This is a genomic window from Nocardioides agri, assembly GCF_013778305.1.
In the GTDB taxonomy this organism is placed as follows: domain Bacteria; phylum Actinomycetota; class Actinomycetes; order Propionibacteriales; family Nocardioidaceae; genus Nocardioides; species Nocardioides agri.
Window position 1 is genome coordinate 3,307,173 of the sequence record NZ_JACEIC010000002.1, and the last position, 12,271, is coordinate 3,319,443.

Consider the following 12,271-nt stretch of genomic DNA (forward strand, 5'->3'; position numbering starts at 1 on the left):
AGGGGTTGTGGGTACGGGCCTGGTGGCAGCCGTCGTCGGCGACGTCACCGCGCGGGGCGCGGCAGACACCGGCGACGGCTGCACCTCACGGATGGTCGGAATCGCGTCATACGTCAGGGCTGGAGTTGGGCGCCGGTGCCCAGGAGTGGCGTGCCGTCGGGACCTTCCAGCGGCGTGAAGGTGCTCCCATTGTTGGTCAGCCAGCCCACGGTCCAAGGCTCCTCTCCTAATGCGCGGCTGACGAGGAACTTGTTCTTGTAGGGCGTCGCGGCGAAGAAGCGCTCGCCGGGGACGGCGTGGGTGACTTGTCGGAGCCTGCTGCCGTCGGCGCTCATCGCATAGAGGTCGATGCTTGCGGTGACGTCGTTGGTGTTGTCGCCACGTGTTGTGGCCGTGAAGTAGATCGTCTGACCATCCTCGCTCCAGGCAGGGGTCTGGACCTGGCTGTAGGTGTCGGTCAGCTGGATCAGCGAGGGCTTCGCCTCTGCGAGGTCCAATGTCGCGACGTACTGTCCGGCGTCGGTGGCGAGGTTGACGACCAGGCTCTGGTCGTCGGGCGAGAACATGGGCCCGCGAGGTTCGAGTCCTGGGTGCATCTTCAGGACCCTTTCCTGGCCGGTGCTGATGGTGCGGATCCGTAGCTGGTCTGCGTTCTCGCCCGGTCTCCACAGGACGTAGGCCAGTCGGGAGCCGTCCTGGGACCAGGTGACTCCGTAGCCCGGCTCGCAGCCCGCACAGGGTGCGCGCAGCCGGCTTCGATTGCTTCCGTCCGCGTCGGCGATCCAGAGGTGTCTGCCGGTGTCGTTGTTGGTGATGTAAGCGATTCGTCGGCCGTCGGGCGACAGCGCGAACCGGTCGACGTTCTTCGCGTGCACCGCCTGTCTAGTGCCGTCGCCTGCAACGTAGGAGAGCTGTCCGGCCGGGTCGAAGATGGTGACCCGGTCGGGCAACGCCGGTGCCGGCGCCGGCTCGTGTGCGCTGTCTGGGGTACGGGTGAGGGTGAAGGCGGCCGCCGCCGCGATGGTCGCCACGCATGCCGCGATCAGGACCGTCTGGCGACGTCGCCTGAGCCGCTTGGTGTCGCCGTCGCGTCTGACGATCTCGGGCGCGGCCAACAGGTGGGGCTGGATCCTCTGCTCGGCGAGGTCGTTCAACTGGTCCGGGAGGCTCATGACAGGTTCGCCTCCGGCGCCGTGGTGGCGGACCCCTCGCGCAGGTATTCGTGCCCCAGTGAAGCTCCGAGAGCCGCCCGCGCGCGCGACAGCCGGCTCTTCACTGTGCCGGCAGGCACTCCGGTCTCGGCGGCGATCTCGGTGACGGACAAGCCGGCCATCTCATGGAGGACCACGGCCCGGCGATGCTCGGCCGAGAGCGCGTTCAGCGCCCGGAGCAGGTCGACGCGTTCCTCGCTCTCGGCCATCCGGTCGACTTCGGAGGTGCGGAAGCGGCGCAGCCGGTCCGCTGCGACGAGCGAGCGCCGATGCTGGCTGACCGCCACGCGCCAGGCCACCGTTCGCACCCATGCGCTGGGGTTGTCGAGGCGCGAGACTCGCCGCCAGCGTTGCCAGGCTCGCGCGTAGGCCTCCTGCAAGACGTCTGCGGCCTGCTCTGGGTCACCGGTCATGACCGTCAGCTGGCGCAGCAGGCGCAGGCGAGTGGCGGTGTAGAACTCGTCGAACTCGACCTGGGTGCTCACCGATTGCCTCCCGCTCACCGCCATTAGACACGCATGGCGACGTCGAACGGTTCCATCGGCGAGGCAGCTTCTTTGTTCGGCCAGTCACGGAACCAGGTACGGCGCTCGCGCGTGAACTCGAGAACGGGCAGCACCACGCGAGGAGATGGCCCATGAGCGAGCGCACAGGCAGCCGGGTGAGTCGCCGGACCCTGATCGGAGGTGCCGTCGCGACCGGCGCCGCGGCGACCGGTGTGGCCGCGGCCGCCACGATGGAGCAGGAACAGCCCTTCGAAACGGCCCAGCGGCCCGTCCCCGAGCGCCGACCCAACTTCCTGATCGTCCTGGGCGACGATCTCGGGTGGGGCGACCTGTCGTCGTACGGCGCCCCGACGATCCGCACCCCGCACCTGGACCGCCTGGCGGCCTCCGGCGTCCGATTCACCAACGGCTACTCCGCCTCCTCGGTCTGCTCACCGACGCGGTTCGGGTTGTACACCGGCAGATACCCCGGCCGGCTGCACGGAGGACTCGGGGAACCGCTGGCCGAGAAGAACGACGTCGACGGCATCCCCACCGACCATCCGACCCTCGCCAGCCTGCTCAAGGGCGTCGGCTACGAGACCGCGATGCTCGGCAAGTGGCACTGTGGCTTCCTCCCCTCCTTCAGCCCGACCCGGGTGGGCTGGGACGAGTTCTTCGGAAACTTCGGCGGAGCCGTCGACTACTTCTCCAAGATCGACACAAGCGGCATCCACGACCTGTACGAGGGCGAGGTCGAGGCCGAGGACCTCCGGTACTACACCCACGCCCTCACCGAGCGTGCCGTCGAGTACATCGCTCGGCCGCGCGAGCACCCCTGGCTGCTCAACCTCAACTTCACCACCCCGCACTGGCCCTGGGAAGGCCCGCAGGATCGCGCGGTCAGTGAGGACCTCACCCGGCGCGTCGTCAACGGCGACGGCCTCCTGGCTCATTTCGACGGTGGCTCGTTGGGCGTCTACCGGTCGATGGTCGAGGACCTGGACCGCTCCGTGGGCCGTGTGCTGGCCGCACTTGACCACGGCGGCCAGATCCACGACACGGTGGTCTTGTTCGCCAGCGACAACGGCGGTGAACGGTTCTCCTACGTATGGCCCTTCACAGGCGGCAAGTACACCCTGAACGAGGGCGGAATCCGTGTGCCCACGATCCTGAGCTGGCCCGGCACCCTGCCGCGCGGACGCGTCAGCCACGAACCGGTGATCACCATGGACTGGACCGCGACCATCGTGGAGCTCGCCGGAGCCCGCCCCGACGAGGAGCATCCCTTCGACGGCACCAGCCTGGTGCCCTACCTCCTCCGCGGCCAGGCGCTGCCCGAACGCCCCCTGTTCTGGCGGATGCACGACTGGCGGGCGCTGCGCGCGGGGACGTTGAAGTACCTGCAGACCGACGACGGCAGCGACCACCTCTACGACCTCAGCGCCGACCAGCACGAACAGGCCGACCTGGTCGATCTGCGGCCCGACGATCTCGACAGGCTACGAGCCGCCTGGGAGAAGATCGCCGGCGACCAGCTGCCCTACGACTAGCGGGTCTGCGGAACCCGAACAACACGCAACACGCGCCTCTCCCCTTCCGGGACGCGATGGACGACGCCTACCTGATCGGCCACACACCCGCACCTAGGCGTGCGGGGGTCATTGTGGGCGGTTCGATGCGGGGGCGTTCGCCCCGTGATCGAAGGGTTGGTCCATGATGGCCCCCGCGTCCACCGGCGTCTTCCGATGACCGCCGCCGTGAGATGCGATGCGCGCGGAAGGCGCGAGCGCAGCGGCGCGCGTGTGCGCGATTTGCCTTCCCGGTGTGAGGACGCGCGGACCTGCAGGTTCGAATCCGGTGGCTGACCTGCGCGAATGGATAAGTGCGAACACCCCACCAACCAGGGGGTGTTTGCGAATTCCCGAGCACCTCGTTCGCGAAAATCGGCTCCACCAGACGTCCGGTGGAGCCGATTCGCATATCCGATAGCCAGAGGCGCGTCAGGTTGGCGATTGACGACCTCTGCTCGCTCAGCGGCTACCGCCAGATCCGTTGCGGACTCCGAGACTGACTCACGAGCGCGGACGCTCCTGAAGGACGCTGACATCGGTGGCGTCGCGTCTGGTCGCCTCCATACGCTTTGATGGCATGGATGGCCTAGCGGAACAGCTGCGCGCGGATCTCATGGATGCCATGCGTGCCAGAGACCCGCTGACGGTGCGGTTCCTCCGCAACCTCCCCTCGGCAATTGCCAACCCCGAAGCTCGACTGGACACGGACACCACACCTGTGAGCCTGCGCTCCGGAGGTCGCATTGCGGGCGCGACTGAGGGCGTCGGCGCTACGGGACGTCACGAAACGTGAGCTGGACGAGCACGACACCCTGGTCGTGCTGACAGCAGAACGCGACGAGCGGCTCGCATCGGCCGACATCCTCGGCGCGCGTGGTTCTACGGATGAGGCTGACGACTTGCGCGCGGAAGCGGCGTTGATCGATCGCTACCTCGTGTGACGAGCGGCCTCGCGCACGCGGCTCTTGGACCATGGCTCCGTTCCGCCGTAGGCGGGGCGGAGCCTTCGCGTCAGCGACGCATCAGCGCCACGGCGAGCAACACGTCCGGCCACGCCGCCGACCCGGCTGGCGCATTTGACGCCCTTTTGACCTTGCGTTGGGGACCCGCTGAGTGTCGTCCCTGCACATTGCCGGGGACGTTGCGCCTCGAGAGGAAGTCCCATGCCATCCACGATCCTCGGTCTGCCCCTGCACCCCTTGGTCGTCCACGCCACGGTCGTCATCGTGCCGCTCGCCGCGGTCACGGTCATCCTGGCCGTGGTGGTGCCGAGGTTCCGCCGATGGGCGGGACCGATGCCCATGCTCCTGAGCCTCGCCGCACTCATCTTGACGCCGCTGTCGACGTCCTCCGGCGAGACCCTCGAGCACTCGGTGCCCGAGACGAGGCTCGTCGAGGAGCACGCCGAGCTCGGGGACCAGCTGATCTGGTTCACCGCCGTGCTGTTCATCCTGTCGGCGACGTACTGGTGGCTCGACCGGCGGCGCCTCGCGACCGGACCCGGCGCCGCGACGCGCGACCGACTGCGAACCCTGACGTCCGTCGTCGGCGTGCTGGCAGTGGTGGCGGCGCTCGGGACCGGTGTCCAGGTAGCTCGGATCGGCCACAGCGGCGCCAAGGCCGCCTGGTCCGACAGCGGTGCTGCATCGACAGGACCCTGAGTGGCGCTACCGTGGCAGACATGGTGCGTCTTCTTCTGGTCGAGGACGACCCGGACATCAGGCGCACCCTCGCGCGAGGGCTGGGGGAGCAGGGCGCGACCGTCGTGCCCGTGGCGACTGCCGTCGAGGCGATCAAGGCCGTCGCCAGCGAGCGCCCCGACGCTGTCGTGCTCGATCTCGGCCTGCCGGACCTCGATGGCGCCGACGTCCTGGCGCTGATCCGTTCGAGCAGTGATCTTCCGGTCGTGGTCGCGACCGCTCGGGACGAGGAGCGCGAGATCGTGCGTCTGCTCGACGCGGGTGCCGACGACTACCTGATCAAGCCGTTCTCGGCCGCGCAGGTGATGGCTCGCGTGCGCGCGGTACTGCGCCGTACGGCGCCCGCGGCCCGAGAGGACCAACGCGTGGTCGTCGGGGACCTGGTCGTCGACCCGGTGTCCCGCACGGCCAGCCTGGAAGGCCGGGAGCTGACGCTCAACCGCAAGGAGTTCGACCTGCTGTTCGCGCTGGCGTCGCGGGCGGGCGAGGTGGTGACGAAGCGGCAGCTGCTCGCCGAGGTGTGGCAGATGCCGTGGGGTGGCGCCGACCGGACCGTGGACGTGCACCTGTCCTGGCTGAGGCGCAAGCTGGGGGAGACGGCGTCCGAGCCGCGCTACCTGGTGAGCGTGCGCGGGGTCGGCGTGAAGGTCGTCGACCCGAGCACGTCATGACCTTGCGCCAGCGCATCCTCCTGCTGGCGGTGGGTGCGGCCTCGGCTGTGATGCTGCTGTTCGCGATCCCGCTGTGGCTGCTGCTCGACGGCGCGGCCACGGAGGAGGGGCGGGAGAACGCTGCGGACGTGGCACGTGGTGTCGCCGACTACGTCAGCACCGGTTCGACGGACGTCCAGACCCTCTCGGCGTACGTCGACCGCATCAACGACCGCGGGGACCGGGCCACCGTGACGGTCCTCCTGCCGGATGGCACCCAGCTGGGCGCCGACCTCCCGGGCGATGCGCCGACCGACGTCGAGGAGGGCGCACCGCACGACGGGGACGGCGACCAGGACGACGAGGGGCTGATGCCGGTCTCGGAGCCGGAGGTGCACGAGGTCGACGACGGTCAGCTCGTCAGCGTGCACGCCAGCACCGCCGACGGGCCGGTCACTGTCCTGGCGTTCGCGACGGCCGGCGATGCCCACGACCGGATGGTCGATCGGCTGCTTCTCCTCGCCGCAGCTGCCGCCGTCCTCCTGCTGTTGGCGGCCGGCGCGGCCGAGATCGTGGTGCGCCGCCTCGTCCGTGACCTCGACGACGCAGCGGCCGTGGCGGACCGGCTCGCGGAGGGCGACCTGTCGGCGCGCGCGCCCGAGGACGGAGTCGCGTCAGAGGTACGGAGGGTCTCCGCCGCACTGAACCGGCTGGCCGGCCGGATCGGCGACCTGCTCGCAGCCGAGCGCGAGACTGTGGCCGACCTGTCGCACCGGTTGAGGACACCGCTCACCGCCGTGCGGCTGGACGTCGAGGCGCTGCCGTCGTCCGAGCGGACCGACGAGCTCGAGTCGCACCTCGACCATCTCGAGCGCACCCTGACCGCGGTGATCCGCGCTGCCCGCCGGCCCGAGCGCGAAGGGGTCCGGCCGCGCTGTGACGCCGTGGCGGTGCTGCGGGAGCGCGTGGACTTCTGGTGGCCACTGGCCGAGGACCAGGGGCGCGAGCTCGAGGTGAACTCCCCGGACGGTGCGCTGATGGTGCGGTGCGCCGAGGACGACCTGCGGGCCGCTGTGGACGCCCTGATGGAGAACTGCATCGCCCACACGTCGGAGGGCGTCCCACTGTCGGTCGAGCTCACCGGTCCGGCTTCCGCGACCGACCTGGTCCGGCTCGAGATCCGCGACCGCGGGCCGGGCATCCCGGCCGGCGCCGGGCTCCGCGGCCGCAGCGACCGCGGCTCCACGGGCCTCGGCCTGGACATAGCGCGAACCTGCGCAGAGGCGAGCGGGGGGCGGCTGGAGTTCGAGCGCCGCGACGGTTGGACCGTGGTGCGGCTGTTCCTCGGCACCGATTGACAGGTGGATTTGACGTTGATTTGACTGGTTGTTCCGGAACGTCTGAGCCGCCCCGAGCCACCGTGGGCGTCATGAACGACAGTCCTCGCCGCCGTCTCCTCCGCACCGCCCGGATGACCACGATCGGCATCGTCGCCACAGCGGCCGCCGGCACCGCTGCCCTCACCGCGGCGGCGTCGCACGCCACCGCCCAGAACGGCGTCGGCGGCGGCGACTCCGGCACCTCGGACGTCACCGGGTGGTCCAACCGATCGAGCTCGCTCGACTCCCCGTCGGGCTCGAGCCCGGGGATCGTCCAGGTGCCGTCGGACAGCCAGCCACAGGGAGGGTCGAACGCGTCATGACCACGCGCACCTGGTCCGACTGGTCCTGCACGGTCCGCGCCGTCGTCGCCGGCGGCCCGGCGGTCGCCGACGGGGCCGCCGGGATCGTGCGCGACCTGATGGCGGACGTGGACCGCGCGGTCAGCCGGTTCCGGGCCGACTCCGAGCTGGAGCACGTCAACGACGTCGCACCGCGGCTCGTCCCGGTCCGGCCCCTGACGCTCACCCTGGTGGCTGTCGCGCTGGACGCGGCCCGGCATACGGACGGCGCAGTCGACCCGACGGTCGGTCACCACCTCGTCCGGTGGGGCTACGACGCCGACATCGACTCGGTCGGTGGCGGCGACGTGCTGCCCGCCGGTGCGCGTGCCGACTGGCAGCGGGTCGTGGTCGACCTCGACCTCGGCCGCGTCGGCGTCCCGCGCGGGCTGCGCCTCGATCTCGGTGCCACCGCCAAGGCCTGGACCGCGGATACGGCAGCCCGGCGGATCGCAGCCCGCTACCGCTGTCCCGCGCTGGTCGAGATCGGCGGCGACGTCGCCGCCGCCGGCACTCCCGACGAGCCTTGGTCGGTCTGGGTCGCCGAGACCGCGGGCGGGCCGGGGGAGATCGTCGGCCTCGCTCACGGCGGGCTGGCGACCTCATCGACCACCGTCCGCCGTTGGCGTACCGCCGCCGGGGCAGCGCACCACGTGATCGACCCGCGCACCGGCGCCCCCGCCCGTGGCGCGATCCGGACGGCCACGGTCTGGGCACCCTCCTGCGTCGAGGCCAACACGCTCAGCACGGCGGCGCTGGTCTGGGGTGCGTCGACGGCCGCTCGGTTCGAGCCGGCGGGAGTGACCGCCAGGCTGGTTGATGACTCTGGCTCGGCCCGGTATCTCGGTGCCTGGCCGGCGAAGGAGCGTGCGGCATGACGCTGTGGTTCGTTGCCCGCGCCGCCGGGTTCATGGCGATGCTCGGCGCGACCGTCGCCATCTGTCTCGGCGCGACCGCGTCCGGTTCGACGGACGCGACGCGTCGGCTGCTGACGCAGCTTGCGCACCGCTCGGCCGCCGTGGTCACCCTCTCCCTGCTCGCCCTCCATGCTGCTCTGCTCGTCGTCGACAGCCATGTCGCGATCTCGGTCCCAGGCGCACTCGTGCCGTTCACCGCCGGCTACCGCGCCGTCGCGGTGGGTTTGGGGACGCTCGGCATGTACTGCCTCGTCGTGGTCGCCATCACCGGGGCGCTTCGCGGACGCTTGGCCGGCTCCGCCCGCGCCGCGCGGTGGTGGCGGCCCGTCCACGCCATCGCGTACGCCGTGTGGCCGCTGGCGATCCTCCATGGGATCTTCGCCGGCACCGACACCGGGACCTGGTGGGCCTGGAGCCTGTACGGCGGCTCCGCTGGAGCGGTGGTGCTCGCGGTCTGGTGGCGGCTGGTCGCCGAGGAGAGGCACCTGGCCGGTCAGGTCGCCGTTCGTCGTCAGCAGCATCGAGCCCTCGACTCTGCCGGGAGGCGATCATGACCGTCGTCGATGTCCAGACCACCCGCCTGCTCGCCGGTGGCATCCAGGGCGACCACGTCGCCCTGGCTCCGCACCGCGCGATCCACGGCGACCTGCGGCCGATGACCCAGGCCGCGCTCGCGGCCGCCGCCGCGAACGTGCACCTGCTCGGCCGGGGCGGCGCCGCGTTCCCGGTCGCCACGAAGCTCGCGGCGGTGGAGGCGGGGCCGCGCGTCGAGGTGGTCGTGAACGGCTCCGAGAGCGAGCCGGCCAGCCGCAAGGACCGCACGCTGATGACGCTCGTCCCGCACCTGGTCGTCGACGGCGCGCTGCTCGTCGCGCGGGCGCTGCGGACCAGCCGGGTGACGATCGCCGTGCACGACCGGGCGGCGTACGCCTCGCTCGCGGTCGCGCTCGACGAGCGACGTCGAGCCGAGCCGCACCGCGAGTCCGTGGACGTCCGGCTGCAGCCGGGTCGCTTCGTCGGCGGTGAGGTGCGTGCGGTGCTCAACGGGCTCGACGGCCGGGCCCCGGTGCCACCTGGACGGCGGACGCTTCCGACGATCCGCGGCCTGCACGGGTCACCCACCTTCGCGAGCAACGTCGAGACGTTCGCTCAGCTCGCGCTGCTCGGCTCCCTGGGACCACAGGCGTTCGCCTCGGTCGGCGACCCGCTGGAGCGAGGCACGACGCTGCTCACGCTGGTCGGCGCCGTGCCCGCGCCCGGAGTCGTCGAGGTCCCCACCGGGGTGTCGATCGACGCCCTGCTGGGGCCTGGCGACGGGCCGGTCCTGATCGGGGGCTACCACGGCCGTTGGGTGTCCGACGCGCACGGACTGCGCGTGACGCGTCCGCTCCTTCGCGATGCCCGGGTCCCGCTCAATGCCGGCGTGATCGCCCGGCTGCCCACCTCGGGCTGCGCGCTCGCCGAGGTTTCAGCAGTCACGACCTGGCTGGCCGGCCAGTCCGCCGGCCAGTGCGGACCTTGCCTGTTCGGCACCAACGCCGTCGCCCGCGACGTGGCTGAACTGCTGGCCGGCCGGACGGCGCCGCAGGTGAAGGCTCGGCTCGAAGGCCTGATCCGCCGCGGCGCCTGCGCCCACCCGGACGGCACCGCCGCGTTCGTCGCAAGCGCGCTGGCCTCAATGTCCGAGGAGATCGCGGCGCACGGGAACGGACGCGGCTGCGGCCGACCGTACCTCGGCGTCCTCCCGCTGGGGGGTGCCCGATGAGACTCGACGTCGACTGGACCCGCTGCGACGGCCACGGGCTCTGCGCACTCCTGCTCTCGGAGAACATCGTCGAGGACGTTGACGGTTACCCCATCCTGATCGGCTCCGACGTCGCTCCGCAGACGCTGCGGCACGCCCGCCGCGCCGTGGCGACCTGTCCGGCGCTCGCACTACGGCTGGAGGGCGACGCATCGGCGAGATCCTGAAAGGTGGCAGCATTTCCGCGGTCCGGCAGTGGTGACCGACCGCGGCGATCTGGACATCGCGAAGAACCACGCCTGCGGCGAAGTGGGCCTGCGGCGAGCCACCTGATGTCGGGCGAGCGACGCTGCATCCTGGGCGGGGTGTTGCTGCGTGCTCAACGTTCGCCCTAGCGCTCGTGCGCAGATTTCGGACCAGCCGTGTGCACGCGCCATTGACAGCCCGCGGCGCGGGGCGTCTGACCTGCGCAAACGAACTGCGCGAAGATCCCGCCAAGGGTGTTCGCGAAAGTTCGTGGCACCCTGTTGCGAAGTTCGGCTCCACCGGTCCTTCCGGTGGAGCCGTTCGCGTCTGTCAGGAACGTCTGGGTGGGTCCAATCGACAGGTCGGCGCGCGGAACGCTTGCTCGCGGAATGCATGAGCGGGCGGGACGTGAGGGCTCCGTCCCAACATGCGCCCGGCTGGCGGCCTGACGTCGGATCCCCCGGGACTACCGTCGAGTCATGGCGACCATGTTGGAGCGTTTGCGCGACGCGACGAACGCGCACGACGTCGGGCTGCTGGCGTCGTTGTTCGACGAGGGCTACCGAAGTACGCAACCACTGCACCCGGGCCGTGGTTTTGGCGGGAGCTCTCAGGTACTCGAGAACTGGTCATCGGTCTTCGAGGGCGTGCCCGACTTCGACTCCGAACTGGTCGCATCAGTTGTGGCTGGGGAGACCGAGTGGGGGGAGTGGAGCTGGCGAGGTCACTACCTGGATGGCTCGCCCTTCGCCATGCGCGGGGTCACGATCCTCCTCATACGTGACGGCCTGGTCGTTGAAGGTCGTCTCTACATGGAGCCCGTCGAGACAGATGGCGGGGACATCGCCGCTGCTGTGCAGGAGCTCTACAGGCCGCCACCGCCCTCGCACTGACCCTTGCACGGGAGCTGGACGGCGCTGATTCCTGTGCAGAGCCTGTCCCGGCAACGAGTGCAGTCTCGGCGCCATGACGCACCCCGTGGGAAGCAGGGTCCGGACGTTCCGTCGATTCGCTCGACCAGAATCAGCGCCCTGTGCGCAACCATCCGCTCAGGTGGTGCCCAATCGGAATGCGGCCGGCGCCGGCGGTGGCCACGAGATCGCGTACTGGACGCCTGCGTCTCCCAGCGCAGCGCCGAGCGCGGCGGTGACACGAGAGCACACGTCGAGCGCCGACTCGGGGTCGTGCCACAGCAGCAGCCTCAGCACCACTTCGGTCGGCGTGGCTGCCGTCATCGGGCACGTGGGTGGCGGCTCACCGAGCACCCCGGATACGGCGAGTGCGGTGTCCAGGACCAGTCGGATGAGATCGTCCGCGGCCGCGGGTCCGTCAACTGCGATGCGGACCTCCAGCTTCGACCGGGCCGAGCCGGACGCCGTGAGGTTCAGCAGGGACGAGTTCATCACCAGGTTGTTGGGCAGGTGGACGTGGGCGCCGTCGTAGGTCTGGATGAGGACCTCACGGCTGTTGAGGTCGATCACGTGGCCCTCGTGGCCGTCACACTCGATCAGGTCCCCGGGTCGTAGCGGATGCCGCACCTGGATCACCAACCCGGCGCCGAAGTTGTCGGCGACTCCGCGGCCGACCAGGACCAGCGCACCGAGGGTGATCAGCACCGCGATCAGGACCGGTTGAATCGGTGCACCGAGCAGGCTCAGGATGACTCCGGCGCCCAGGGCGTAGATGGCGTAGCGCACGAATTGGATGATCTGGAGCAGGACGTCGTCCGCCAGGTTCGGCACCCTGGCGCCGAGGCGCCGCGTCGCGCCCGCGACGTAGCGTGCCGCCAGGACGGTGCCGATCAGCACCAAGACCGCCCACACCAGGGTCCAGCCGTTGACGTCGAGGGTCCCGAGCGGAGTGTCCACAGTCCACGGGCTGGTCACGGCCGACTCCTCCGCACCGCGATACCCTGCACGGTCGTCTTCATCTGGGACCTTCCTGGAGTGCGGCCTACCTCACTCAAGTCGGGTCAACGAAGGTGCGTCAAGGTGGGCTCGCCCTACGACTTGGCGGCCCGGGCA

14 protein-coding genes are annotated in these 12,271 nt (G+C 70.4%); 11 read left to right on the forward strand and 3 right to left on the reverse strand.

From position 1 onward, the window contains the following. Positions 1-113: 113 nt before the first annotated feature. Both HZF07_RS20615 and HZF07_RS20620 read right to left on the reverse strand, forming a co-directional pair. On the reverse strand, positions 114-1,172 hold the full coding sequence (locus HZF07_RS20615; protein WP_157344203.1) for a TolB family protein: 1,059 nt from the start codon (positions 1,170-1,172) through the stop codon (positions 114-116). Continuing rightward, positions 1,169-1,696, reverse strand: a complete 528-nt coding sequence (locus tag HZF07_RS20620) for a SigE family RNA polymerase sigma factor (protein WP_198346444.1) — start codon at positions 1,694-1,696, stop codon at positions 1,169-1,171. Before HZF07_RS20620 ends, HZF07_RS20615 begins: the two co-directional genes overlap by 4 nt. 152 nt (positions 1,697-1,848) lie before the next feature. Between HZF07_RS20620 and HZF07_RS20625 the strand changes: the two genes are divergently transcribed. From HZF07_RS20625 to HZF07_RS20675, 11 genes are all read left to right on the forward strand, one after another. Then, positions 1,849-3,249, forward strand: a complete 1,401-nt coding sequence (locus HZF07_RS20625) for a sulfatase-like hydrolase/transferase (protein WP_157344207.1) — start codon at positions 1,849-1,851, stop codon at positions 3,247-3,249. A gap of 764 nt (positions 3,250-4,013) precedes the next feature. After that, positions 4,014-4,211 carry a GatB/YqeY domain-containing protein gene (locus tag HZF07_RS20630; RefSeq protein WP_157344209.1) on the forward strand — a complete coding sequence of 66 codons (198 nt, stop codon included), beginning with the start codon at positions 4,014-4,016 and terminating at the stop codon, positions 4,209-4,211. Between the two features lie 222 nt (positions 4,212-4,433). Further along, complete coding sequence (locus HZF07_RS20635; protein WP_157344211.1) at positions 4,434-4,931, forward strand: DUF2231 domain-containing protein; 498 nt, start codon at positions 4,434-4,436, stop codon at positions 4,929-4,931. A gap of 20 nt (positions 4,932-4,951) precedes the next feature. Next, a complete protein-coding gene (locus tag HZF07_RS20640; protein ID WP_157344213.1) occupies positions 4,952-5,641 on the forward strand; it encodes a response regulator transcription factor in 690 nt (229 codons plus the stop codon). Next, positions 5,638-6,978, forward strand: coding sequence for a sensor histidine kinase (locus tag HZF07_RS20645; protein ID WP_157344215.1), 1,341 nt, complete (start codon positions 5,638-5,640; stop codon positions 6,976-6,978). The genes HZF07_RS20640 and HZF07_RS20645 overlap by 4 nt, the downstream gene beginning before the upstream one ends. 71 nt (positions 6,979-7,049) lie before the next feature. Beyond that, positions 7,050-7,322, forward strand: a complete 273-nt coding sequence (locus tag HZF07_RS20650; protein WP_157344217.1) for a hypothetical protein — start codon at positions 7,050-7,052, stop codon at positions 7,320-7,322. Then, positions 7,319-8,218, forward strand: coding sequence for an FAD:protein FMN transferase (locus HZF07_RS20655; protein WP_157344219.1), 900 nt, complete (start codon positions 7,319-7,321; stop codon positions 8,216-8,218). The genes HZF07_RS20650 and HZF07_RS20655 overlap by 4 nt, the downstream gene beginning before the upstream one ends. Continuing rightward, positions 8,215-8,811: a ferric reductase gene (locus tag HZF07_RS20660; protein WP_181645446.1), complete on the forward strand. Its 597-nt coding sequence runs from the start codon at positions 8,215-8,217 to the stop codon at positions 8,809-8,811. The genes HZF07_RS20655 and HZF07_RS20660 overlap by 4 nt, the downstream gene beginning before the upstream one ends. After that, a complete protein-coding gene (locus HZF07_RS20665; RefSeq protein WP_181645447.1) occupies positions 8,808-10,022 on the forward strand; it encodes an NADH-ubiquinone oxidoreductase-F iron-sulfur binding region domain-containing protein in 1,215 nt (404 codons plus the stop codon). The genes HZF07_RS20660 and HZF07_RS20665 overlap by 4 nt, the downstream gene beginning before the upstream one ends. Next, positions 10,019-10,228 (forward strand): ferredoxin, encoded by a 210-nt coding sequence (locus tag HZF07_RS20670; RefSeq protein WP_157344223.1) that lies wholly within the window; start codon positions 10,019-10,021, stop codon positions 10,226-10,228. Before HZF07_RS20665 ends, HZF07_RS20670 begins: the two co-directional genes overlap by 4 nt. Before the next feature lie 498 nt (positions 10,229-10,726). After that, positions 10,727-11,140 (forward strand): nuclear transport factor 2 family protein, encoded by a 414-nt coding sequence (locus HZF07_RS20675; RefSeq protein WP_157344225.1) that lies wholly within the window; start codon positions 10,727-10,729, stop codon positions 11,138-11,140. 156 nt (positions 11,141-11,296) lie between these two features. Here HZF07_RS20675 and HZF07_RS20680 read toward each other — a convergent pair whose 3' ends face one another. After that, entirely contained in the window at positions 11,297-12,055 is a 759-nt protein-coding gene (locus HZF07_RS20680) for a mechanosensitive ion channel family protein (protein ID WP_157344226.1), read from the reverse strand. Positions 12,056-12,271: the final 216 nt, after the last annotated feature.

Bases quoted from the DNA above. Each gene is read 5' to 3' on its own strand.
- HZF07_RS20675 (WP_157344225.1), top strand. From the start codon at position 10,727: ATGGCGACCATGTTGGAGCGTTTGCGCGACGCGACGAACGCGCACGAC.
- HZF07_RS20635 (WP_157344211.1), top strand. From the start codon at position 4,434: ATGCCATCCACGATCCTCGGTCTGCCCCTGCACCCCTTGGTCGTCCAC.
- HZF07_RS20665 (WP_181645447.1), top strand. From the start codon at position 8,808: ATGACCGTCGTCGATGTCCAGACCACCCGCCTGCTCGCCGGTGGCATC.
- HZF07_RS20615 (WP_157344203.1), bottom strand. From the start codon at position 1,172: ATGAGCCTCCCGGACCAGTTGAACGACCTCGCCGAGCAGAGGATCCAG.
- HZF07_RS20625 (WP_157344207.1), top strand. From the start codon at position 1,849: ATGAGCGAGCGCACAGGCAGCCGGGTGAGTCGCCGGACCCTGATCGGA.
- HZF07_RS20655 (WP_157344219.1), top strand. From the start codon at position 7,319: ATGACCACGCGCACCTGGTCCGACTGGTCCTGCACGGTCCGCGCCGTC.
- HZF07_RS20645 (WP_157344215.1), top strand. From the start codon at position 5,638: ATGACCTTGCGCCAGCGCATCCTCCTGCTGGCGGTGGGTGCGGCCTCG.
- HZF07_RS20660 (WP_181645446.1), top strand. From the start codon at position 8,215: ATGACGCTGTGGTTCGTTGCCCGCGCCGCCGGGTTCATGGCGATGCTC.
- HZF07_RS20670 (WP_157344223.1), top strand. From the start codon at position 10,019: ATGAGACTCGACGTCGACTGGACCCGCTGCGACGGCCACGGGCTCTGC.
- HZF07_RS20640 (WP_157344213.1), top strand. From the start codon at position 4,952: ATGGTGCGTCTTCTTCTGGTCGAGGACGACCCGGACATCAGGCGCACC.
- HZF07_RS20650 (WP_157344217.1), top strand. From the start codon at position 7,050: ATGAACGACAGTCCTCGCCGCCGTCTCCTCCGCACCGCCCGGATGACC.